Here is a 24,655-nt window from a genome sequence, read left to right on the forward strand (position 1 = left end):
ATGCTTACCCGCAGCGCGAAATTCCGCTTCAATACCGGTTAGCATCTCGCCATAAAAAGGACCATGCAGTTCTGAAACCAGAATACCGATGCTGTTAGAGCGACTGGAGGCAAGTGACTGCGCAATTGAGTTAGGCCGGTACCCAAGCTGCTCCATAGCGGCAAGCACTTTGTCCCGGGTTTTGTCGCTGACCCGGGCATTGTTATTCATTACCCTGGAAACAGTGGCAAGTGATACGCCCGCTAATTCAGATACTTGATAGATAGTCGCCATGTTTTGCCTATGTGCCTGTGTCAGGAATTAACTTTAACATGCCCTGGTACCGGCTCACCAGATTGCAGCGCCAGTGCACGATGAATATCCAATACTCTGGCACTTGTCAGCTTATAACGGCTCATTACAGCAGCCACTAAAATTGAGCCAATAGCAGGGAGCAGGGTAAAGCTAAGTAAGATACCCTGCTGAGTTGCTGTGCTTTGCACTATATCAGCTTGATAACCGTAACCAGCAAGCAGCCAGCCGGCTAAAGCACCTCCCAGTGCTAAGCCCAACTTGATAAAAAACACAATTGACGAATAGACTAAACCGGTAATTCTGATGCCGGTTTTATAGTGGCCATAGTCTACCGTATCGGCCATTTTCGCCCATAATAAGGGTGTGGCCATTTGTAAAAAGAAGCCCCAGAGAAAATATAAGATAAATGCCAGTGCCAGTTGTTCAGCGCCAACAAAAAAACTGATGATACAAATAAGCGCAGAAATAAGCTGAAGCCAGACATAAGCTTTTACTTTGTCGACAAACCGGCTAAGCCATTGCGCTACGGCGCAGCCAACAATATTACCGATCATCCCCAGAGTCACAAAATAGGTGATCAGGTCTGCCCGGCCCAGAAAGTATTTGACATAATAAATGGCCAGCGTTGAGCGCAGGACCATGCCGGTTAACAAAAAAAACGCGGCAACACACAAGATGCGCCACTGATCGTTTTGCCACAGCGAGGTAAGGCTGCCTCGCAGTGTCAAATGCTGGTTAGCCGGAGCTTGCACCCGTTCGCGGGTACCGGCAAAACATATTAAAAACAGGACCAAGCCAAGTAAGCTCATCACTGCAATTGTCAGCTGATAGCCCTTGGCATTGTCACCATTGCCAAAAAAATTAACTAGAGGCAGGGTGCAAGCGGTTACCAGCAGACCACCTAACATGCCAAAGACAAACCGGTAAGATTGCACCGATACCCGCTCTGTCGGATCTGCGGTTAATACGCCGCCAAGTGCAGAATAAGGAATATTGATAGCGGTATAAGCGAGCATCAGCAAAGTGTAGGTAACAAACGCGTAGATCACTTTGCCATTGCCCGACAAATCCGGCGTGGTAAACGCTAACACACTGCAAAGCGCAAAGGGCAGCGCTAACCATAATAAATAGGGCCGGTATTTACCATGCCGGCTTTGCGTTTTATCTGCCAGCGCTCCCATTAGCGGATCGGTTACGGCGTCAATAATTCGCACCAGCAAAAACATACTGCCAACCACAGCCGGCGAGATACCAAATATATCGGTATAAAAAAAAGTTAAAAACAGCATTACGGTCTGAAACACAATATTACTGGCCGTATCGCCAAGGCCATAGGCCACTTTTTCGCGCTTTGTCAGCATACTAACCCCATGATGGCGTTATAATTTCAGTTGTAGTTATGTTCATCTTTCAGCGAACAGATCGCGTAGTGCCACCGCACTGGCTTTTAAAGTTCGCTGTTGCGTGGTGTAATCTACATACACTATACCAAAGCGCTTTACATAGCCTTCTGCCCATTCAAAATTATCCATCAGGCTCCAGGCAAAATAGCCATCAATCCGCATTCCGGCGTTTATCGCATTTTCTGTTGCCTGCAAATGCTGCTGAAAATAAGCAATTCGCGCGTAATCATTTATCTGACCTTGCTGCAGGGTATCAGGCATTGCCGCACCATTTTCAGTAATATAAACGGGCGGCAAAGTGTAACGGTTATGCATTGCCAGTAAAATTTCAGTCAGCCCCTGTGGATATATTTCCCAGCCCATATCGGTTAATGGTTGCCTGGTTGGTGGTACATCACTAAACCAGCCTTTGTCGTTAGCTCGGTACACCGTACGGGTATAGTAGTTTACGCCCAGAAAATCTAATGGTTGGGCAATAATGGTTAAATCGCCCTCAGTAATGTCAGGTTGGTCTGAAGCTGGCAACTGGCTTAACAAGTCTGGATAGCAGCCCTCGAGTAACGGTTGGATGTACCATTGGTTATGATATTCGTCAGCCATCTTCGCAGCACGAATATCAGCGTCAATATTACTGGCTGGATGGCAGGGACTGAAATTAAGCACAATGCCATTTTTTGCCTGAGGTGCATTTTTTTTAAGAACCTGCATCGCCAGACCGTGGGCCAGCAACAAATGATGCGCCACCTGTCTGCCTTGTTTTCGATTTTGAATGCCGGGGGCATGAATTCCGGCTTCATAACTCAAATAAGCACTGCAAAAAGGTTCATTCAAGGTAGCGTACGAATATACCCGGTTGCCAAATGCTTTAGTGATAACATCAGCATATTCTGCAAATTTATAGGCGGTAGTCCGGTTTAACCAGCCGCCGTTATCCTGCAAATACTGTGGTAAGTCCCAATGATACAAGGTAACAAAAGCTTTGATGTTGCGCTTTGCCAATTCGTCCAGCAATTGCTGGTAAAAATTCACTCCTGCAGAATTGATGCTACCATCTATATTAATGACCCGACCCCAGGCGATGGAAAATCGATAGGCGTCTACCCCAAGCGCCGCGATAAGTTCAACATCTTCACGCCAGCGATTGACATGATCGCAGGCCACTAAGCCGTTGGAACCGTCTTTAATCCTGCCAGGTTCAGCACAGAAGGTATCCCAGATACAAGGTAGCCGGCTATCGGCAGCGCCCTCTATCTGAAATGAAGCAGTGGCTACACCAAACATAAAACCGGGTTTGAGTAAGGCTGAGTTAGCAGCTAAGGAGAGTTTCATCAATTTTGCTATCTTCCGAACGTAAAATGAATGACTTTAAGATGACAAAAAATTTGCCATCATCGTGATATATGCTATAAATGAAAGCGCTTACATGATACTAGACGGCCATTTATAGCACGTCAATAAAAAACACTATATATACCCCAGGGGGACCAAATGGCAGCAACACCAATATCAGCCACGACGAGCGACAATGCCGGCGGTGGCAATACCAATTATCGTTTTGCACTGACGGCCCTGACTTCACTGTTTTTTATGTGGGGCTTTATTACCTGTCTGAATGACATTCTGATCCCCTACTTAAAAATACTGTTTGAGTTAACTAACTTTCAGGCCATGCTAATCCAGTTTTGCTTTTTTGGCGCTTATTTTATTGTCTCAGTACCGGCAGGCATGCTGGTCAGTAAAATTGGTTATAAAGCGGGTATTGTTACCGGGCTGCTGATCGCGGGTGCCGGTTGTTTATTGTTTATACCCGCAGCTGCCGCCCATGTTTATGGCATGTTTCTAATGGCGCTGTTTGTATTGGCCTCGGGCATTACCATTTTACAGGTTGCTGCTAACCCCTATGTCAGTGTATTAGGCAAGCCCGAAACGGCATCAAGCCGCTTAACCATGACCCAGGCGTTTAACTCGCTGGGTACAACCGTTGCCCCGTTCTTCGGCGCCTGGCTGATTTTTGGCGGTATGGATGCTCCTGAACCGGTGCCGGGTGCGGTTACCGAGTCAACGGTACAATTACCTTACCTGATACTTGCGGCCAGTTTAATTGTGCTGGCGCTAATTTTTGCCTGGTTAAAACTGCCGGCGATGGGTAAAAAAGACCCCAGCCAGGCACTGCCACTCGGCGGGGAAGCCTGGCGGCAACGGCATTTAATGCTGGGCGCACTGGGTATTTTTGTTTATGTGGGTGCTGAAGTCGGTATTGGTAGCTTCTTAGCCATTTATTTATCGATGCCGGAAATTGGTGGCATGACCACAGCCGCGGCCTCGCACTACATTTCCTGGTACTTTGGTGGTGCTATGGTCGGGCGCTTTATTGGCGCGGCGGTGATGCAAAAACTCAATCCGGGTAAAGTACTGGCGTTTAATGCCATCATGGCAGTATTGCTGCTGGCGATAACCATTTTATCTGCAGGTAAACTGGCCATGTGGTCATTACTGCTGGTCGGCCTGTGTAACTCCATTATGTTCCCCACTATTTTCAGTCTGGCCATTGCCGGTTTAAAGCATTATACCAGTCAGGGTTCCGGTATTTTATGTCTGGCTATTGTCGGTGGTGCAATACTACCGCTGCTGCAAGGCGCATTAGCCGATACCTTTGGCGTACAACAAGCTTTTATTCTGCCGCTGCTTTGCTACATCTATATTGCTTTTTATGGCTTAAATGGCTGCAAACCCCGCGGCTCGCTGACCGAGACCGTCGCTGCAACGAAGGAGGCATTATAATGCTGTATAAATCTTCATTTTTGTTAAAACCCTTGCTGTTAGCGGTCAGTGGCGGCTTGATACTGGCGGCATGCAGCGAACCCGCCCCGATGTCTGCAGTCAGTGACAAAAATGCGGCCAAAAGCGCCGAAATGACAACCGACATTACTATCTGGCCTAAATTGGACCTGCCGGTTGAGCAAGATGCCGCCACGGAACAAACCATTACAAAACTGATGGCTGACATGACCCTGGAGCAAAAAATTGCCCAGATGATTCAGCCAGAAATTCGCGATATCACCGTTGAAGACATGCGCCAATATGGTTTTGGTTCCTATCTAAACGGTGGCGGCGCTTTTCCAAACGACAATAAGCATGCCACGCCCGCCGATTGGATCGCCCTGGCCGAGGCGATGTATCAGGCATCGGTAGATGACAGCCTGGATGGCAGCACTATTCCGACCATGTGGGGTACCGATGCGGTGCATGGTCATAATAACGTTATTGGCGCCACGCTGTTTCCGCACAATATTGGTTTAGGGGCGGCGCATAATCCGGCTTTAATTGAAGATATTGCGGCGGTAACGGCGCGTGAAGTCATGGTAACAGGTATTGACTGGGTGTTTGCGCCTACTGTTGCCGTGGTAAGGGACGATCGCTGGGGCCGCACCTATGAAAGCTACTCTGAAAACCCCAGCTTGGTGCACGATTATGCAGCAGCTATTGTTAAAGGGCTGCAGGGCCCCACTGACCAAGACTTTCTTGGTGAGCAGCGGGTGATCAGCACGGTTAAACACTTTGTTGGTGATGGCGGCACGGTAGGGGGCGATGATCAGGGAGATAATATCGCCAGCGAACAAGATTTGTACCAGATCCACGCACAGGGTTATGTCGGCGGCTTGCAAGCCGGAGCGCAGAGCGTCATGGCCTCATTCAACAGCTGGCATGGCGAAAAAATTCATGGCCATAAGTACTTACTAACCGACGTATTAAAGCAGCGCATGGGCTTTGATGGATTTATTGTCGGTGACTGGAATGGTCATGGTCAGATTGACGGCTGCACTAATGAGAACTGCGCACAGGCTGCACTGGCCGGACTGGATATTTATATGGTGCCGACCCCTGCCTGGAAACCGTTATTTAATAATTTGGTTGCTCAGGCAAAAAGCGGCGTTATTCCAATGAGCCGGGTAGATGATGCGGTCCGTCGTATTTTAAGAGTGAAACTACGTGCTGGATTATTTGACAAGCCCAGCCCGGCAACGCGGCCTTTATCAGGCAAAACGGCACTGATTGGCGCACCCGAGCACCGGGCAATAGCGCGCCAGGCCGTGCAACAATCCTTAGTACTGTTAAAAAATAATGATGCTGTTTTACCGTTAAACCCGACACAGAAAATTCTGGTCACCGGTATGGGTGCAGATAATATCGGAATGCAGTCCGGTGGCTGGACCATCAGCTGGCAGGGCACCGGCAACAGCAACAGCGACTTTCCTGGCGGCAGCTCTATCTATGCTGGTTTTGAGCAAGCCATTCAGCTGGCTGGCGGTCAGATTGAACTCAGTGCTGACGGCAGCTATAGCCAGAAGCCCGATGTCGCCGTGGTGGTGTTTGGTGAGCAACCCTATGCTGAGGGCAATGGTGATTTAGACAACCTTGAGTACCAGCGTGGCAACAAAACTGATCTGGCGCTGCTGCGTAAACTTAAAGCCGATGGCATTAAGGTTGTGTCGTTGTTTATCAGTGGCCGGCCGCTTTGGGTAAATCCGGAGTTAAATGCGTCAGACGCGTTCGTTGCCGTATGGTTACCAGGTAGCGAAGGTGCTGCAGTAGCAGATGTGGTTGTAGCAAAGGCGGATGGTAGCGTGAACATGGATTTCCGTGGCAAGCTATCGTTTAGCTGGCCTGCCACCCCGCATCAGCATGCCAATATGGGTGACAAGGATTATCAGCCGCTGCTGCCTTATGGTTATGGCTTGCGCTATGGTGATAATTCAACATTAAGCAATAACCTGAATGAACAGATTGCTGCCGACAATACCCTGGAAGATTTAGTCCTGTTTGAACGAGCCATTAAAGCGCCTTATCAGCTAATGCTGCACAGCGATGGCAATAGTATCGTTATGGAAAGCAGTATCGCTCAGTCAGGCAATGTTACCGTGCGCACTTTTGATAAAGACGTACAGGAAGATGCACGCCGCATCGCCTTTAGCGGACCAGCAAAAGTCAGTATTAGTAACGCTTTCCCTGCTGACTTAAGATCATATCAGGAAGCTAACAGCGCACTGGTTTTGCAGCTAAAACGTACAGGCAATGCCCCGGACTCAGTATTATTAGGTATGGATTGCGCCCAGGCATGCAGCAGTACCATAGATATTGCGCCTCAGTTACAGGCCATGGCTGATGACAGCTGGCAAACCATTAGTGTCGATCTGGGGTGTTTTGCCGCTAAGGGTGCCGACTTCAGTCAAATCTTTACGCCGGTATCGTTAGCCACCTCTGCACCTCTGATACTCAGCGTTGCTGATGTCCGGTTGGTACCAGGTGGCGCAACATCGGCAACCATTTCCTGCCTCGGAAACTAAGGTATGCGCCGCCTGTTAGCGATTATAGTGGTAAGTGCTGCAATAGTTGGCTGCAATAGTCAGCCATTGCAGCCGTTGACGCCACAAGCAACTACCGAACAAACCAGCACGAAAGCAGCGGATGCAACAGGCTGGCAACTGGTGTGGCAGGATGAGTTTAACGGCGAGGCAATTGACAGCAGTAAATGGAGTTTTGAGCAAAACTGCTGGGGCGGCGGCAACGATGAGCAGCAATGCTATACCAACCGTCCGGAAAATGCTTTTGTTAAGGCCGGGGTGTTACATATTGTGGCCCGCAAGGAACCCTTTACCGGGCCAGCACTGAATCAGGATGATCCAAAGTTTAGTCTCCAGCACACCAAAACTCAGCCCTACACCTCAGCCCGGCTTCGCACTAAAGGCAAAGGTGACTGGCTATACGGCCGCTTTGAAATACGCGCAAAACTGCCAGCAGGGCAAGGCACCTGGCCTGCTATCTGGATGCTGCCGACCGACTGGCACTATGGCGCCTGGCCGCTTTCAGGGGAAATTGACATCATGGAAGCGGTTAATCTGGGGGTGCAGTCAGATGAACCCAGAGCATTAGCAGATGAGATGGAGCGGCGTATTCATGGCACGCTTCACTATGGCAAACGTCCACCGGCTAATGTTTATACCGGCCAGAGTTATAAACTGCCCGACGGTAATAGCCCGGCAGATGGCTTTTATACTTATGCAATAGAATGGCAACCGGGTGAAATTCGCTGGTATGTGGATGATGTACTGTATGCCACCCAGCGCAGTGGTGACTGGTTTACCGCCGCCAGTGAAACCATGCCTGATATTAGCGAGCACGCCCCCTTTGACCAGCGTTTTCATTTACTGCTGAACCTGGCGGTTGGCGGTAACTGGGCTGGCAATGTCAACGCAACAGGCGTTGACGCTAGCGCGTTTCCGCAAAGCATGCTGATAGACTTTGTCAGGGTTTACCAGCGGCCATAATGGCCGCGGCTTCTGTTTTTACTTGCTCATCGCCGGACAGTAACTTTGCAAAAACGTGTGATGGCTCGGTAATTGCGCTACCAGTCGCTGATTTTGCAGCTTAATCTGGCTGAGAAAGTGATTAAGCTCCTGCTCGCTCATCTGGTCCACGATCGGATGATATTGCTCAGGCATAATGCCCTGGCCCAACATCACCTGCGTCCAGGAGTTCTCGCCAAACAACTCGTTTGGCACTTTAAATACCCGGCCTGTCTCTTTAAACAAGCGAATGCGATGGGCCAGCGACTGTGGAATAGGCATACTCTGACAATAGCGCCAGAATGCCGTGTCACGCCGGGCTGTAACGTGGTAGTGCAAAATAATGAAATCCCGAATATTCAGCACTTCATGTTCAGTTTGCTGGTTAAACTCATCAATATCTGCCGGGCTGATGCCACTTAATGGGAACATTTGCAGCAGGCGCACAATACTTCGCTGGATCAGGTGAATACTGGTCGACTCCAGCGGTTCAATAAAACCACTGGCTAAACCTAACGCGATACAGTTTTTGTTCCAGTGCTTGCGACGCATGCCGGTACGGAACTTAATTAAGCGCGGCTCGGTCAGTGTCTCGCCACTGACGTTGGCCAGCAACAGCGCTTTCGCCTCGTCATCTGAGTAATACTTACTGCAATACACCAAACCATTACCCACCCGATGCTGCAGCGGTATTTGCCACTGCCAACCGGCACCATGAGCAATAGAGCGGGTATAGGGCACGGGTTCCCGTGTAGCGCGGGTTTGTACCGCAATAGCCGAATCACACGGTAACCAGTGACTCCAATCGTCAAAACCAGTATTTAACGTTTGTTCAATTAACAACGCGCGAAAACCAGTGCAGTCAATAAACAGATCTCCGGCAATACATTCACCATTGGTCATTTGCAGCGCAGTAATATCGCCGCTTTGCTCACAGGTTTCTACCTTGGCAATTTTGCCTTCAATCCGTTTCGCACCATGTTGCTCAGCTATGGCACGTAAAAATTTAGCGTATAAACCGGCATCAAAATGAAACGCGTAATTTAATGGCCGGTTCGGTAAATGGGCAAATTTTCCAGCCTCGGTTGCCAATAGCTCGGGGCAATAATCACCGTAATCACTGGCTAGCCCAAGTTGCTGGCCTTTTAGCCAAAAATGCTGAAAGCCCGCCGCCCAACAATCCTGACCGGTGGTACCAAAGGAGTGAATATAATCCTGCCCTTGATCGCGCCAGTTTTCAAACTGAATACCCAATTTAAAGGTAGCCTGGGTAGCCGCCATAAACTCAGCCTCGTTAATCCCCAGCAGCTTGTGCAAGGTTAACAACGGCGGGATAGTGGCTTCACCCACGCCCACGGTGGCAATATCATCACTCTCGACCAAACATATTTGTAAATGTTTACCCATAAGTTTGGCAATGGCGGCAGCCGCCATCCAACCAGCGGTTCCACCACCGGCAATCACGACCCGTTTGACTGCTTGCGACTGCATTTGGACCTCGTTGTTATTAATAGCGCTATCGGTTGAGTTTATTTAACAGTTCCGCACGGACATTTCGGGCTACAGGCTCGGTTATAGGCCCCTGCAAACCACGTAAATGCTCCGGAATATGTTCAGCATTCCCCTGCCCAAACACATAATGCTCAAAGTGGGCGCGCCATGCTGCTTTTTGCTCTGGCGGCAAGGCGTTAATACTGAGCATCGCCAACTTTAATGCCTGCTCCGGACTGGGCGCATAAGCGGGACTGTCCCGCCACCAAAAATTCATCAGTACATTCAGTGCACTAAGCGCTTCAACGTGGTGCCACCACATACTGGGGATAATTAATGCGTCGCCAGGTTCCAGTTCAACCACTTGCGCATGCGCCATCGCTTCGGTGAATTTTGGAAACTGGCTTAAATCTGGCTTAGCAAAATCGACCAAACTAATCGCCCGGCCTGCCGGCGAGGCATCCAATGGGCCAATGTACAAATTGGTAAGTTGCTCAGGCGGAAATAAGGTAAAGCGGCGCCGCCCAGCCACTACCACCGCCAGATTTTGCGGCAGATCAGCATGTGCCGCCACGCGACTTTGATTACCAATCCACAAGCTGATCAAGGCGTCATCTGCATACTGCGCCAACGCCGGCACCTGCTGCTGTTGCAACCAATTTGGAAACCAACGCGGTACAAAGGTAGCACCCACGTACCAGTAAGCAACGCCGGGCGGCGACGCTAACAGCTGCTCAAGTTTAGCGTGCACTGGTTTAAAGTTAAAACCGCTGAAATCGGCGTTATAAAACACCCGACCACCACTTTGGGCATCGCTGATAAAGGCAGTTAGCGGCTCACCACTGTAGTGGCTAAGTAAATAATCCCCAACGGCAGCCTCACTTTGCTTAGCCGCACCAACCGCTGGCCAGTGCGCAGCGAAACCCGGCAAATACAGTGGCTGTGTGCTATTGAGTAAAGCGGTGCTGATGCTATCGGCGGTCACGCCAGACAGTGTCGCTACCGGTTGCGCAGCAGACCACATATTAATTGATTGCCAACAGTTGATTTTTAATGCTGATCAACCTGGCAAACTGTGATTGCGAGGCAAGCATCATGTAAATCGCCTCCAGATAACCGGCGTTTTGCAACTGCGTCAGCTGCTCGCCACTAAGTTGCGCTAACCGGGGTTCGTTAATCGTATAGAAACCATGCAAACTGTGTTGCTGGCCATTGTTTAACGTAACATCAAGCACAAAAGACTCAATTAACTCCAGCGCCAGTAGTTGCTCGCTAAAATGCTTCGCGCTGCTTATGCCATGGTGTAACGTTTCCAACTGCTCAGCTACTTGCTGTAAATAGGGGCTATGACCACCAAACTCCAGAAACAACGCCTCACCTTCGGCGCTACTTACTTTCGGGTGAGCAGTATCAAGGTGGATCACTCGCTCACCGTTTTGCACGCCGATGGTAAACGGTTCGCGGCAGATGTCTAATGGCACGTAGCCTGCCTGCCAGCCGTGTTGTTGCAGAAACAAGTTTTCACCCGTTTGAAAGCCCAGTAGCAACACAGGCATAAATTGACCCGTATTGCCGTCTTTGTAAAACAGGATTGGGTAATAGGCTTGTGCAGTTCGAAACTCGGCAGGGAAACTCAAACAAAACATTTGGTTACCACCTAGCTCCGGTCGATGTTCAGTGCGGATCTTCACGCCAAGATGGTCAACGTTATTAAGTATTTCGATAGTAGCCATCTGCTCCCCTTTAAATTTTTTGTAAGCCGTGAGCTTTTATTTGGTTTAATAATTCGCGATTACTAACCAGGCCCGCTCTGAGCTGTTGTGTTTTCTGCTGTACTTCAGCAAACGCATGCTTAGCTCGCAGCCCTAAGTTCGCTTTTATCGATCGTTCACCACGAGGTAAGTGCTGCATACCATATAAAATATATTGATAACTGGCAGCCGGAAATAATTCCTCCGCCATCGGCACATCATAACGGCTTGGCAAAAATTGCTGCCACATTATCAGTTTTTGTTTTAGTGACGCCGGTATAGAGGCCTCAGCACGCTGGGCCAACCAATAATCACTGTCATCCCGGGTCGACAACACATAATGCAGCTTTAAAAACTCAACTATTTGCTGCCAGCGGTAGGCGAATGTCTGATTAAACCGCTCACTGACGATGGCAAGCTGCATCAGACTACGCGGTAATTGCTCACTAATAAACTTAGCTGATAATTCTACCATCACCAGCGCTGAAGCTTCCAATGGCTCTATAAAGCCAGCCGCCATACCTACAGCCACACAATTGTGCCGCCAAAACTGTTGACGGTAGCCCGGCGTGAAACGAATAAGCCTGGGCTGGTAACGAGCGGTAAACTGCTGCTCCGATAATTGCAGGTACTGAGCCAGTGTCGTTAGCGCCTGTTGTTCGCTAGTATGGCCACTGTGATGCACAAAACCTACACCACGCCGGGTTGGTAAGCCAATATCCCATACCCAACCTTGCGCCTGGGCTGTCGCCAGCGTTGCCGAAGCAATTGGCGCCTGCTCCTCATCGTACGCGACTTGCACTGCTAAGGCACTGTCGTTAAGTAGACAATGCTGAACACTGACCAACGGCGTCTGATAATGCTTGCCTAGCAGTAAACTCTGCAAACCAGAACAATCGACAAATAAATCGCCCGCCAATGCGCCGTGTTGCGCAGTCTGCAGCGCAGCAATACGACCATCGGAGTGACTTTGCACAGTAACCACATCATCGACGACGTGTGTCACCCCAAGTCGTTTAGCATGCTGACTTAATAAGGCGACAAATTTACCGGCGTCCAGGTGATAACCATAGTTTTGTAAAAAAGCGTATTCCGGGGTAGCAATCCGCTTAGGCGCTAAACCAGCGGCAATTACAGCAGGTTGACTGGATACCGCGGCAGCAAACTCAACTTGCTGATGGTGGTCAAACCAATAGTCCGCAATTTCCAGCTCATTGGCTGCCACAGGAGCAGTAAACGGATGAAAATAGCAATCTTGTGGCGCAGCGCTGCGCCATTGCCGGAACACGCTGCCTTGTTTAAAGCTGGCATCGCAGCTGAGTAAAAATTCGGTTTCAGTAATACCAATCCGCGCTAAGGTGGCACGCATCGATGGCCAGGTGCCTTCACCGACACCAATAGTGGGTACCGAGGCAGATTCAATCAACGTAATATTTATACAGGGATCAGTTTGATGATCAGCTGCCAGTAATGCTGCAGTCAGCCAACCAGCACTTCCACCACCAACAACCACAATGTTCACCCGGCCTGCGGCAAAAGGCGCTGCGTTTACAGCTGCTGTCAGGTTGTCCGTTGCGAGTGACTCTGTTGCTTGCATCATAGCTACTTCTTGTAAAAAGTAGCCATCTTGCGATGGCTACTTGTTCAGGGCAAGAACATTTTAGAACGTATAACGGGCACCGATAGCAAAACGACGACCGGTTTCAGTGTAATTCACTAACTGCAGTGCATTACGCTCATGTAACCGCGTGGATTCATTGGTCAGGTTGATCGCCTCAATAAACACCGTCAACTGTTCGGTTACATCGAAGCTGGCACTGGCATCCCACTGTCCATATGCTTCAACATAAAGTGGGTTTTGCAGGCCCAGAGTATTAACCGTCGACGCCAGGAACTTATCACGCCAGTTGTACGCAATACGACCCTGCAAGCCATCTTTATCGTAAAAGCCCACGATGTTGTAAGTGTCGCTCATGCCTAGGATGGCAAATTGCTCACCCAAACTGGCGTTGTCGTAGTTAAAGTCACCATCAACAAAAGTCGCATTGGCAATAAAACCAAAGCCAGACTCGCCAATTAAATGCTGTATCGCTAACTCCCAGCCATCTAACTTCGCATCATCCTGATTAACCGGAATAGTGATATCAAAGGTTGCAGCCCTGTCACCTGGTACGCCCAGGATAAAGCCGTTTTCATCAACCGTTTCCGGATAATTTTCTCTGATATAATTACGAATTGCTGTGGCGTTATTGCCTACGGCAGCAACCGCTTCATCATAACGAGGGCCTTGCGCCGGGTGCGCCAGGTTAAACGTTTGCTCTTCAACAGTAGTTCTGCCGATAAAGTTTTTCGCCTTTTTCCTGAAGTAACCCACCGACATATAGCTGCCTTCGCCATAATACCACTCAGCAGACAAGTCAAAGTTGGTTGATTCAAACGGGTCTAAGTCCGGGTTACCACGGGAACCGGTACCACCGTCAATCCGTACCAGCGAGTTAATGGTTTGACCACCCTGGATATCCGCATAGCTAGGGCGGGCAATGGTTTTACTCACTGACGCACGCAGTATAACGTCGTCAACAACTTCGATATTAAAGTCGATATTTGGCAACAGGTTGCTGTAGGCACCCGTTAATTCAGTAAAGTCACTTTCGCCGGTACTGATCAGGTTAAACTCGTTATCACCCGCCCACGCAATGCCGCTATATACCGGCACCAGTGCGTTAGAGGTCACATCGGTTTTCTCATAGCGAACACCCGCAGTTAAACCATATGGGCGTGAGCCAATGTCGCCGGCAAAGTTAAATTGCAGATAAGCCGCTTGCTGCTCTTCAGTAGTGCGGCGATCGGTAGTCATGTTTGACGATGCACAGAACGAGGTGCCGCAATCGCCCACTGCACCTAATGCACCATAGGTGTCACTGGCAATTTGACGAATGGTATTGAAATCCCAACGGAAGAATTCTTTAAGCATATCGCTTCTGCTGGCGGCGTCAAAATTATCGGCCAACTGGTCAAGCTTAAATACTGACGGATCGATATCACCAGCAGAACCTAAACCACCCCAGTTATCTTGTTGCACGTTAGAAAACGCTGAACGGTTTTTCGTCTCTGAGGTACTGACACCAAAATCAATGCTGTTTAACACACCTTCATCAAACACGTAGTTACCGCGCAGTTGTAATTGCTCGATGTCACTGCGCATTTGACTGTTGCGGAATGAACTGCCCGTCACCCGCATGTCTTCACCCCGAATACCGGTGAAGCCGTCAGGATAACGAATTGCCAAGGTTGGTAAGTCGGTCTCGAAACGTGCCGTCGTTAACATCCGGACAAAGGTCGCGGTACCAATAACATTGTTACTGCCAAAGGGACTATCAGGCCGCGACTCTGCAGACGAGTCATGATAATCCAACTCTAACTTAAGGTTGTCGCTCGCTTCCCATTTAACGTTGAATCCCAGCGATTTGTTCTCGTTAACTGTCTCAGACTGGCCACCGCCCATGGCTAAATCGCCTGGGGCAGCGAACGCCTCTGAATAAACAAGTGGCGCAGCAACCGGGCCATCACTCCATTCACCTGACGACGGGCCGAAGTTAAACCAGGCGGAAACGTCGTTATAACGATCTTTCACTTCGTTTTTGGCATAGGTGTAATCTAAGGTCGTGGTTACTGTTTCCACCGGCTTATATTGCAACACCAACTGGCCATTAGTACGGGCTCTTTCCACTTCATGAAACGCAAAACCGACGCTTTGCGGTACTGAGTAAATTGAATCTATGGCGGGGTAATTAAGATGAGCATTTGGGCCAGCAGGGATTAAACCACCCCAGTCGGCATTACCACCACCCCAGTCGAAACCATTTATATTCCCAGGGAAGGTACGCCAACCACCGGTATTAGCTTGCTTATTGCCACTATCACGTTTTTGATAAGAGCCACTGATTGCCACCCCAAATTTGTCATCGTCAAAGGTATTACTGTATAAACCTGACAATTCTGGTGTGATGTTAGAGCCTTCGTCAGTCGACTCATCCATTACCCCTTTCACGCCGAAAGTGGCTTTCATGCCAGGTGAATTTAGTGGTTTAGTGGTCAATATATTGATAGTTGAGCCCATACCGCCGGTAGCAATAGTTGCGCGGCCCGTTTTATACACTTCGACTCCGGCAACACCTTCCGATGCAATGTTTGCAAAGTCATAAGAGCGGGATGATGATGCGGTTGTGGCTTCCAGAGATGACGCCGGCATTTGCCGGCCATTTAGCATCACCAGATTGTACTCAGGACCAAAGCCACGAACAGTAACCCGGCTACCTTCGCCGTTTGAGCGGTCAATCGCGACACCTGTGATCCTTTGTAATGATTCTGCCAGGTTAGTATCTGGAAATTTACCAATGTCTTCTGCGGAAATCGCATCCACTACACCCGTGGCGCTGCGTTTTATATCCATCGACTTGATTAAGCTGCCGCGAATACCTTTTACCTGAATAACTTCAATTTCGTTAACTTCGTCTGTATTTGCATCCTGAGCATAGCCAGGTGCCATGATGCCGGCGCCGGTGATCAATGACAAACTGACCGCCAAACGCGATAGTTTGAAACGTTTTTGGTTCATACCTTTTACCCCTGCTTCCTGAATTTTGTTGTTGTAATAACTCATTTTAGCTCACATTTTGACCACCGTTACAGGAAATGAAATGTAAGCGCTTACAAAAGCGTAGTTGATTAATAATTCACCGTCAATAGCGTTGTGATAAATAGCCATGAAACATTGGCAACTAAGTTGAACGCCGCCATAAAAAAGTGCCCGCAAGCAGGCACTAATTCGGTGCTTTAATCAGGACGGTTATCAGAAGCGATAGCGGGCGCCTAAGATATATCGTGGTCCATATTGACGGGCAAACAAAAACTGTCTTTCGTAACGACCATAACCTTGCTCAGTTTCGTTCGTCAGGTTAATGCCCTCGAAAAATACAGTGAAGTTGTCAGTAATATCTTTATTGACACTTAGATCCCACTGCGCATATTCCTTAGCAAATTGCGGCGGCGCATCTGACGAGCCCTGGCCTTGGCCTACACCAATCAGATAGCTATCCCGCCATGCATAAGTCAACTTAACTGACCAACCAAACTGCTCATAGAACAACTGTAAGTTAGCCGAATTACTCAAACCTACTAACGGCGACTGCTGGGTAAGACTGTTTACGTCAAACTCCACATCTCCATCAACCAAAGTGCCATTAATGCCAAAACCAAAACCTGTCTCACCAATTAAGTGCTGCCAGGCAGCTTCAATACCCTCAACTTTTTTGGTGTCGCTGTTCTGCGGCTGGGAAATGCTCCACACAATTAACGGATCCGCGCTGGTAGGTTCAATCTCACCATTGGCATTACCGTGGCCATTAGCCAACATTTGATTGAAAATAGCGGTATCACCGGGTTGCTCGTCTCGGGCAATGATATCTGCAACTGCCTGCTGATAGCGCGGACCATTTAAAATATCATGTAAGCCTTCAATGGTAATGTCTGTAATGGTATTACTGATAAAGTTATCTACGCTTTTATGGAAATAACCAATAGCGGCATAACTGCCCGGAGCATAATAATACTCCAGACTTAAATCTAAATTGGTAGATTCAAACGGCTGCAAATTAGTATTGCCCTGGCCACCACTACGTGAGCCCGGCTTCGGACTTCCACTTAAACTTCGGCCACCACCTAATGCACCCAATGGTGCGCGGGCGATAGTCTTGCCATAAGACAAGCGACTTACCAAATCCTCGGTTAAATCAACTCGTATATCCATCATCGGTAACAACATATTGTGCGAGCCGGTCAGCGTAAGAAAGTTTGAATCACCCTCTTCATACTGCATGATCCATTCTGAAGGGCTTACCCAGTTTACCTGACGCTCAACGTCTTGTAATACCGTGCTGGTAACATCAGTTTGCTCATATCTCACCCCAAGGTTTAACTGTACCGGAAAATTCACTACTTCAAATTCCCAGTCTGACTGCAGATATACACTGTTAGTCACTTCTTCTACATAACTTTCACCATAAGGGCCGTAAAATGCGTCGGGTACATAAGCATTGTCACCTAACAGTGCTTCAGTCAGGTATGCTGCCTGTCTCGCTACCGCTTCATCATAGCTGTAACTGTAATAGTAATTACTAACCAGCGCGTTACCGCCGCCATCAAATTGATCAAGAAAGCTTCCGGTATTATTGCGGGTAAACATCCCATCCGGAAATACAAAGGCAAAACTTGGATTAAATCCCGGGCCGCCTCGCAAACCACTCCAGGCATTTGAACCACCTAAAGTTTGGTCAGTACGGGCAACACCCGCTGTAATTTTTACCAGAGGAATACTGAATTTAGAATTATACCAAGTGCTATCTAACTGAAATTGTTGTACGTCAGATTCGCCCGGTGAGTCGAAAAACTGGCTGAAATTAGAGTCAATCTCACCAGGGCGCAGTTCGTTAGTGCCATTACGCCATAAAATAGAAGCTTGGGGGATTTCACCACTACGGTAATCATAAAACTTGGTAATCAGCTGGTCTGATCCCAGGATCACCTGGCCAGAGTTACCACTGCCTTTATCTGCACCATTGTCGGTTTTATTGTTTGAGTCATGAAAGTCAAAACTGACTTGCAAGTCATCGTTAACTTGCCAGTCCATATTAAAACCAATAGACGCTGCTTTAACTTCAGTAGTGCCTTTGCTGGCAGTAAAGGAACCATCATCGCCGCTGATATCAGCAAAAACCGCTGTGCCCTGTTCATCTAGTTCGTAGGCATTGATATTATCACCAAAATTGTTCCAGATACCCCAGCCGATACTTTCGCTACCGACCAAAGAACGACTCGCAGTGTAATCAACCGTAAAGATAACGTTATCTGTGGCCGCGTATTGCAAGGTTAGCTGACCATTAGTGCGTTCTCGTTGAAAATCAGCAATGCCATAGTTCATGTCTTTAGGAAAGAAATAGTTTCCTACCGGAACTCCATCGCCATCAACTGGCCGCCGGTCAATCACTTGCTGCGGATTATTTGGTAAAGGTACATTCGCTTGCCAACCTTGTATATTGGCCTGCTGAATTTGGAAATCACGGCGCGCAGATGAGAACGTAAGTGCTACGCCTAATCTGTCATCAGCAAAAGTATTGCTATATAACGCCGCAAACTCCGGAGTCACATCATCACCGGTTTCGTTCGAGCTATCGTGAACGGCTTTACCCATTATCGCCATTTTTTCGCCGGGGCTGGATAACGGCTTCGCGGTTACAATATTAACGGTTGCACCTAAGCCACCACTGGGGTTTTCCGCTCTGGCGGTTTTATACACTTCAAGTGCACTTACGCCTTCTGACGACAAGTTTTCCAGGTTAAACGACCGGGTGAAACCCGTACCCGGCATTTGCCGGCCATTTAACGTAATAAGGTTAAATTCAGGGCCAAAACCACGTACGGTGATTTGACTGCCTTCACCATTCACCCGACTCACTGAAACACCGGTAATCCGTTGCAGCGATTCAGCTAAGTTGGTATCCGGAAACTTACCCATTTCTTCTGCTGAAATGGCATCTACCACACCAGAAGATTCACGTTTCACGTCCATGGAGCGAGCTAAACTGCCGCGGATACCGCGCACCTCAATGATTTCAACTTGCGGCTCCGCTAGCGCCGTGTCACTTTCCTGCGCCTGCAGCGGCAGCAGTATGCCGGCAGTTAATACTACGGATACGGCAGCAGCTACCCGACTTTTCGTAAAAGTTTTTGTTTTCATAATTATCCTACTCTGGTCGCACTGCATTAGTTATTAGAAATTTTGACGTTATCTAACTGATAAACGGCACCCTGGCCCGTTCCCCATCCAGGGAAAACCATCAATACTTTGATGTCACTGATATCAAGGCCAGCATCAAATAAACTTTGGAGTGAGAAGCTGTAGTTTTGCCATTCGCCGGTAACAGGCGCCTGATCGTTATTACCTGCAGCTAATGGCAATTCAACGGCAGTGTTTACGCCATCATAAGTAGTCGATTCAATTTTAAAGAACCAGGTGCTACTGGTATTTGTTGGTGCAGATACCACGCGCATATCAAAACTCACACTACCATTGGCTAACAAGGGCGTTGCATTAAATGAAACATCTGGCTTTGCTAAGAAACCCAGTACCGTTTCAGGCCAGCCTAAAATTTCAAACTGCATTACATTGCCATATGGCGCACCAGCATCGACAATTTTTGGTTCAGAGCCAGCACAACAATCCCACTGTTCCCACTCAGGGTTTACAGCATTGCTGAAGATGTTTAATGAACCATCACCAACTGCCGCGTTTGGGTTATAAATTTTCACGTTATCTACGCGGAAAGTAGCGCCATTTCCGGTATCCCACGCTGGGAAAATCATTAACACATCTATGGCGCTGATGTCTAAACCGGCATCAAATAAACTTTGAATACTGAAAGTATAAGTTGCCCACTGCCCGACAACTGGCGCCTGGTCTGCGTTACCGGCACTCAACGGCAGTTCCACAGCGGAACTGCCACCTGCTGCCTCAATTTTAAATAACCAGGTTGATGCGGGGTTAGCTGGAGCGTCAACAACTTTTACTTCAAACTGCACCACACCTTCAGCTAACAATGCAGTTGCATCAAAGGGCTCACCTGAACCTAAAGGTGCGCGGTTAAAAAAGCCAAGTACAGTTGGTGTAGGTCCGACGGTAAACTCAGCAGCAGTGCCATGAGTTTCATCGTCCATGACTTCTATCGGAGTACTGCCACCACAACAGTCCCATAACGGCCAAGCGGGGTTTTCCTGATCAGTAAAGATTACCAATTCCGGAGAACTGCTAGGTTGTGAAATTTTCACATTGTCTAATTGATACACTGCACCATTGCCGGTATCCCAGGCAGGAAACACCATGATTACATCAATAGCTGATAAATCTAAACCACGTGTATCCAAGTCTTTTAATGGGAATGTAAAGGTTTGCCATTGTCCCGTAACAGGTGCCACACCCTCTGCACTGGCTGTAATAGGGATTTCAACCTCAGTACCTCCTCCGTTAACACCTTCATTACTTTCAACTTTAAACATCCAGGTAGATGCGGGGTTGGCAGGAGGTGAGACGACTTTCATATCGAAACTGATGCTACCGTTCTCAATTAGCGGTGATGCATCAAAGGCCGATGGCGCTCCATCGGGATCGTCAATAAAGGCCGCGCGGGTAATAAAGCCATTAACGGTTGGTTGTGCCCCTACTAAAAACTCATAGACTTGGCCTCGCTCCTCATCGTCTACCAGAGCCGGGGTAGAACCGCCACAGCAGTCCCAGGCAGGCCAATTAGGATTAGGAGTACCATCAAAGATGGTTAGATTACGCGCCACACCATCAGAAGGAGGCACAGGAATTGGCGCTCTACCTTCAACTAAGGTTTCAGCATCTTTATAGCCATCACGAATGGTTTCACAACCTTTACCTGTGTTAGGGTTTTGGTCGCATTGATAAACGCGCACCCAATCCACTTCCATGGTTTGGCCATTTGCTAATGCTTCAGCATCAATACCGAGGTTATTAACGTTTTCAGGCCAATTACCGCCCACCGCTAAATTCATAATTAAATAAAAGCGTTGATCGAAAGGGGCACTAGTCCACTGCGTTTCTAATTCGCCGGTAATATTATTGAAATTTTCAACAAACCAACCACGGTGCGATAAACCAATAGCTTCACCGCGACTGTTAAAACGTACCTTTGACGCCATTTGCGTTTGATACAAATAATCATTCACATACCAACGAATTTCACCTTCCTGCCACTCGATGGCATAAGTATTAAAGTCATCTGCCGGGTTTGCGCCCTGCAAACTGTATGCTTTGCCACTATTAACGTTATTAGGTGAGTCTTTGCCGTAATGCAGGGTGCCATAAACTTTATTTTCTACCACACCTTCGTTGTCTACTGTTTTTAAATTTACTGCTTCAACGATATCGATTTCGCCTGATTTTGGCCAACCACCATACACTTCATCGGTTGACATCATCCATACTGCTGGCCAGGTGCCCTGACCTGAAGGCATTTTAGCCCGCACTTCAATCCGGCCATAACGCCAATCGCCCTGATATCGGGTATTTAAGCGGGCAGAGGTATAAGGTAAGGGTGCGCCTTCCTCAGCAGGTTTAGCAACAATCTTCAAAGTTCCGTCGGTAACAAAAGCATTATCACTGCTATCGGTATAGCATTGCTTTTCCTGGTTACCGCCACCCTGACAATTGACCTCAAACGTCCATTTACGCTGGTCGATATTGGTGCCATCAAACTCATCGCTCCACACCAGCTGCCAGTCACTGACTGGAGTGGTGGTATCGATCGCGGTGAAATCGGAATTAGTCGTCACATCGCCACCGCAGCCGGCGAGGCCAGCCGCAATTATTACGGCCGTTAACGTTGAAATTTGTTTCATTTTAATAATTATCCCCTGGGTCTTTGCTACCTGCTGACTGAAACGCCAACACCAATAAAGGCATCTGCAACATAAATGTAAGCGCTTACAAAAGGTAGATGATTAATTTTCCGCCGTCAATAGTGACGCAGTAAAAAGCCTACCCAAATTGGGGCAAATTATTACAGGAGAATGAACTTTTAATTAAATTTCAATAATTAAGCATGCACCAACAAAAAAGGGCCCGCAGGCCCTTTGCTAAATTTTGGTGCAGCTTACATTGCTTTGATGATTGCTCGCGCAATATCACTTAAATTTATAACCTGATTTACCCCTCCCAGTTTAATGGCTTCTTTTGGCATGCCGAACACCACACAACTTTCTTCGTCCTGCGCATAGGTGTAAGCACCGGCATCAAATAGCTCTTTCATACCCCGGGCACCATCATCGCCCATGCCGGTCATAATAATACCTGTGGCGTTTTTGCCCGCAAAACGAGCGACAGAACGAAACAATACATCAACTGAAGGCCGGTGCCGGTTTACCTGAGGCCCGTCAACCACCTCAACCTTATAGTAAGCACCACTTCTTTTTACCAGCATATGCTTACCCCCCGGCGCGATTAAGGCTAAACCAGGCATAACTCTGTCATCATTTCTGGCCTCTCGTACTTCAATCTGACACAAGCTGTTTAAGCGCTCCGCAAACGAGGCAGTAAACTTTTCAGGCATATGTTGCACGATAACAATACCCGCTGATACCCGAGGCAAAGCCGTTAACACATACTCCAACGCCTGCGTCCCCCCGGTTGAGGTACCAATAGCAATAATTCGCTCCGTCGTTTGTGCCATGGCCTCCTTGCCAGAACCGGGCAATATTGAATCTGCAGTTAACTTGACCGCTGCGTGGGCTAAAGGTTGACTTTTACCCAGCTTTTTCACTCTGGCCTGAGCGGCGCTCCTGATGGCCGCCAATAACTCAGCGGAAGATTGCTGTAAAAAGTTTTTTAAACCCACTTTGGGTTTGGTAATAATTTCCACCGCGCCGGCCGCCATCGCCTGCATAGTGGTTTCCGCCCCTTTTTCGGTTAAGGTTGAACAAATAACAACCGGAGTGGGGCGCTCCTGCATAATTTTTTTCAAAAAGGTAATGCCGTCCATTCGTGGCATTTCAATATCCAGCACAATAACATCAGGCCACTCACGCGCCAGTTTATCCATTGCGAATATGGGGTCTGAAGCGGCCCCAATCACCTGAATATCAGGCGCTTTATCCAGCAGCGCCTGCAACACCTGACGCACCACCGCAGAGTCATCAATCAGCAATACTTTAATCTTTGTTAATGCCACTTAGTAATCCGCCTTTATGTTACCGCTCTGTCAGCCCGGAATGCTTTACCCAGACATCACCGGTGCTGAGATCAAACACGATATTGCGGTGGCCATGATGACCCAAATCCATGGCGGTAAATTCGAGACCATATTGCGCCAGCAATTTATGAGCAAAGGCAACATTATCTCTGGCGACATTGATCTGTTGGGGTTTACCGGTAGAGTGAATAAACATATTGCTGCCACCAAACAACTTTATCTGATACTCCTTGAGACGGGTATTATAGTCGTGCGCTTGCTGCTCAAACATTTGCATCGCTTCCTCGGCATATTTGCCATTAAGTTGCAGCCCAGGCCGTTTACGTTTAGGCAGCATATAATGACACATACCACCAATTTTCAACCTGGGATGCCACGCCGTTATCGCAACGCAAGAGCCCAACAAGGTGCGAATACAACAGGGTGCTTCCGCAAAGTAAAACTCGCCAGGTTGTAAAAAAATATCGATATTGCTGTCATATAACTTCATAACGTTATGGTTTTTGATAAATTGACGGCGTAATCAGCTTCAGGCCATCAGTAACACCATTTAAACTTTCTGACAAACTGACAATAAAATAACCACCGTTCCTTAGTAAGGGCAGCATCTTTGCGACCACTTTTTGTTTTGTGTCATGATCAAAATAAATCATGACATTGCGCAAAAAAATGACGTCAAACAACCCCAGATCGGGAAAAGGCTCTACCAGATTAATTTGACGGAATTGAATTTTTTCGCGTAATTGCTTATTAATAATAAAGGTGCCCTGTTGCGAGCCAATGCCTTTTAAACAATATTTCTGCAATAGGGGTTTTGGGATATTTTCTGCCCGGTTTAATGGATAATGACCACTTCTGGCTTGTTCCAGCACCTGATTACTAATATCAGAACCAAACAATTGCCATTGGTTAAAAGCCAGATTCTCTGATAACACCATTGCTAAAGTGTAAGCTTCTTCACCACTGGAGCTTGCAGCACTCCAAATCCGAAAAGGACGGCTTGTGCTAGCCTGCGGCAGGATCTTTTGACTCAAATACTCAAAATGCTTGGGCTCACGAAAAAAATACGTTTCATTGGTGGTTAGCAGGTCCAGTGCCAACTGCAATTCTGCCGGATATTCTCCGCCAATAATCAGTGAAAAATACTCACTGTAACTTAGCAACTGAAAATGCTTTAAACGCTTAAACAGCCTCCCTGCCACTAACGCTTTTTTTGCAGGAGTTAATTTAATGCCTGCCGTTTGATATAGCCAGCGTTGAAAACTATCAAACTCTTTGTCTTTTAAGACAATATCCATTTAGCACTCCCGCGCCTGACCGCTACTCTGCTTATCAAAGCCAGCGATTTGGGTCCTTATGGCTATTGCGCGACTTCAGCCAGTACAGACATTTCATCCACCGACAGTACTTTGCTGACATTAAGCAAAATTACAAATTTACCCTCTACTTTTGCCATACCACTAATAAAGTCAGCCCGGATCCGCGCGCCAAAACCAGGGGCAGGTTCAATTTCGCTACCGGGAATTTCCAGTACCGCTGATACGGCA

The 24,655-nt window shown here is 48.0% G+C and carries 17 protein-coding genes; 3 read left to right on the top strand and 14 right to left on the bottom strand.

Going from position 1 to position 24,655, the window contains the following annotated elements; all coding sequences use genetic code 11:
- From ABY802_RS10205 to ABY802_RS10215, 3 genes are all read right to left on the bottom strand, one after another.
- A partial coding sequence (locus ABY802_RS10205) for a LacI family DNA-binding transcriptional regulator (protein WP_372626929.1) occupies nucleotides 1–273 on the bottom strand: 273 nt, incomplete at its 3' end.
- A 20-nt stretch (nucleotides 274–293) separates the two neighbouring features.
- Nucleotides 294–1,655 (bottom strand): glycoside-pentoside-hexuronide (GPH):cation symporter, encoded by a 1,362-nt coding sequence (locus tag ABY802_RS10210; protein ID WP_372626930.1) that lies wholly within the window; start codon nucleotides 1,653–1,655, stop codon nucleotides 294–296.
- A gap of 42 nt (nucleotides 1,656–1,697) precedes the next feature.
- Nucleotides 1,698–3,026 (bottom strand): GH1 family beta-glucosidase, encoded by a 1,329-nt coding sequence (locus tag ABY802_RS10215; protein ID WP_372626931.1) that lies wholly within the window; start codon nucleotides 3,024–3,026, stop codon nucleotides 1,698–1,700.
- A gap of 159 nt (nucleotides 3,027–3,185) precedes the next feature.
- Between ABY802_RS10215 and ABY802_RS10220 the strand changes: the two genes are divergently transcribed.
- Genes ABY802_RS10220 through ABY802_RS10230 form a run of 3 tightly spaced genes read left to right on the top strand, consistent with a single transcriptional unit; the run spans nucleotide 3,186 to nucleotide 8,023 of the window.
- Nucleotides 3,186–4,478, top strand: a complete 1,293-nt coding sequence (locus tag ABY802_RS10220; protein WP_372626932.1) for a sugar MFS transporter — start codon at nucleotides 3,186–3,188, stop codon at nucleotides 4,476–4,478.
- On the top strand, nucleotides 4,478–7,042 hold the full coding sequence (locus tag ABY802_RS10225; protein WP_372626933.1) for an exo 1,3/1,4-beta-D-glucan glucohydrolase: 2,565 nt from the start codon (nucleotides 4,478–4,480) through the stop codon (nucleotides 7,040–7,042). The genes ABY802_RS10220 and ABY802_RS10225 overlap by 1 nt, the downstream gene beginning before the upstream one ends.
- Nucleotides 7,043–7,045: 3 nt before the next feature.
- Complete coding sequence (locus tag ABY802_RS10230; protein WP_372626934.1) at nucleotides 7,046–8,023, top strand: family 16 glycosylhydrolase; 978 nt, start codon at nucleotides 7,046–7,048, stop codon at nucleotides 8,021–8,023.
- Between the two features lie 18 nt (nucleotides 8,024–8,041).
- Here ABY802_RS10230 and ABY802_RS10235 read toward each other — a convergent pair whose 3' ends face one another.
- From ABY802_RS10235 to ABY802_RS10285, 11 genes are all read right to left on the bottom strand, one after another.
- Nucleotides 8,042–9,532, bottom strand: coding sequence for a tryptophan halogenase family protein (locus tag ABY802_RS10235; RefSeq protein WP_372626935.1), 1,491 nt, complete (start codon nucleotides 9,530–9,532; stop codon nucleotides 8,042–8,044).
- Nucleotides 9,533–9,557: 25 nt separating this feature from the next.
- Entirely contained in the window at nucleotides 9,558–10,556 is a 999-nt protein-coding gene (locus ABY802_RS10240; RefSeq protein ID WP_372626936.1) for a cupin-like domain-containing protein, read from the bottom strand.
- A 1-nt stretch (nucleotide 10,557) separates the two neighbouring features.
- The gene (locus ABY802_RS10245; RefSeq protein ID WP_372626937.1) at nucleotides 10,558–11,265 is read right to left on the bottom strand and encodes a SapC family protein; all 708 of its coding nucleotides are present in this window, start codon (nucleotides 11,263–11,265) and stop codon (nucleotides 10,558–10,560) included.
- A gap of 10 nt (nucleotides 11,266–11,275) precedes the next feature.
- Nucleotides 11,276–12,883 (bottom strand): tryptophan halogenase family protein, encoded by a 1,608-nt coding sequence (locus tag ABY802_RS10250; protein ID WP_372626938.1) that lies wholly within the window; start codon nucleotides 12,881–12,883, stop codon nucleotides 11,276–11,278.
- Nucleotides 12,884–12,943: 60 nt separating this feature from the next.
- Complete coding sequence (locus ABY802_RS10255) at nucleotides 12,944–15,901, bottom strand: TonB-dependent receptor (RefSeq protein ID WP_372626939.1); 2,958 nt, start codon at nucleotides 15,899–15,901, stop codon at nucleotides 12,944–12,946.
- A gap of 234 nt (nucleotides 15,902–16,135) precedes the next feature.
- Nucleotides 16,136–19,078, bottom strand: coding sequence for a TonB-dependent receptor (locus ABY802_RS10260; protein WP_372626940.1), 2,943 nt, complete (start codon nucleotides 19,076–19,078; stop codon nucleotides 16,136–16,138).
- A gap of 26 nt (nucleotides 19,079–19,104) precedes the next feature.
- Complete coding sequence (locus ABY802_RS10265) at nucleotides 19,105–21,759, bottom strand: family 16 glycosylhydrolase (protein WP_372626941.1); 2,655 nt, start codon at nucleotides 21,757–21,759, stop codon at nucleotides 19,105–19,107.
- A 254-nt stretch (nucleotides 21,760–22,013) separates the two neighbouring features.
- The gene (locus ABY802_RS10270; RefSeq protein WP_372626942.1) at nucleotides 22,014–23,087 is read right to left on the bottom strand and encodes a chemotaxis response regulator protein-glutamate methylesterase; all 1,074 of its coding nucleotides are present in this window, start codon (nucleotides 23,085–23,087) and stop codon (nucleotides 22,014–22,016) included.
- Nucleotides 23,088–23,106: 19 nt separating this feature from the next.
- Nucleotides 23,107–23,598 (bottom strand): chemotaxis protein CheD, encoded by a 492-nt coding sequence (locus tag ABY802_RS10275; protein ID WP_372626943.1) that lies wholly within the window; start codon nucleotides 23,596–23,598, stop codon nucleotides 23,107–23,109.
- Nucleotides 23,599–23,602: 4 nt separating this feature from the next.
- The gene (locus ABY802_RS10280) at nucleotides 23,603–24,406 is read right to left on the bottom strand and encodes a protein-glutamate O-methyltransferase CheR (protein ID WP_372626944.1); all 804 of its coding nucleotides are present in this window, start codon (nucleotides 24,404–24,406) and stop codon (nucleotides 23,603–23,605) included.
- Nucleotides 24,407–24,468: 62 nt separating this feature from the next.
- Nucleotides 24,469–24,655, bottom strand: a 187-nt coding sequence (locus ABY802_RS10285; RefSeq protein WP_372626945.1) for a chemotaxis protein CheW, incomplete at its 5' end; no start/stop codon positions are given.

Origin of the sequence: Arsukibacterium sp., assembly GCF_041616895.1 — a bacterium.
In the GTDB taxonomy this organism is placed as follows: domain Bacteria; phylum Pseudomonadota; class Gammaproteobacteria; order Enterobacterales; family Alteromonadaceae; genus Alishewanella.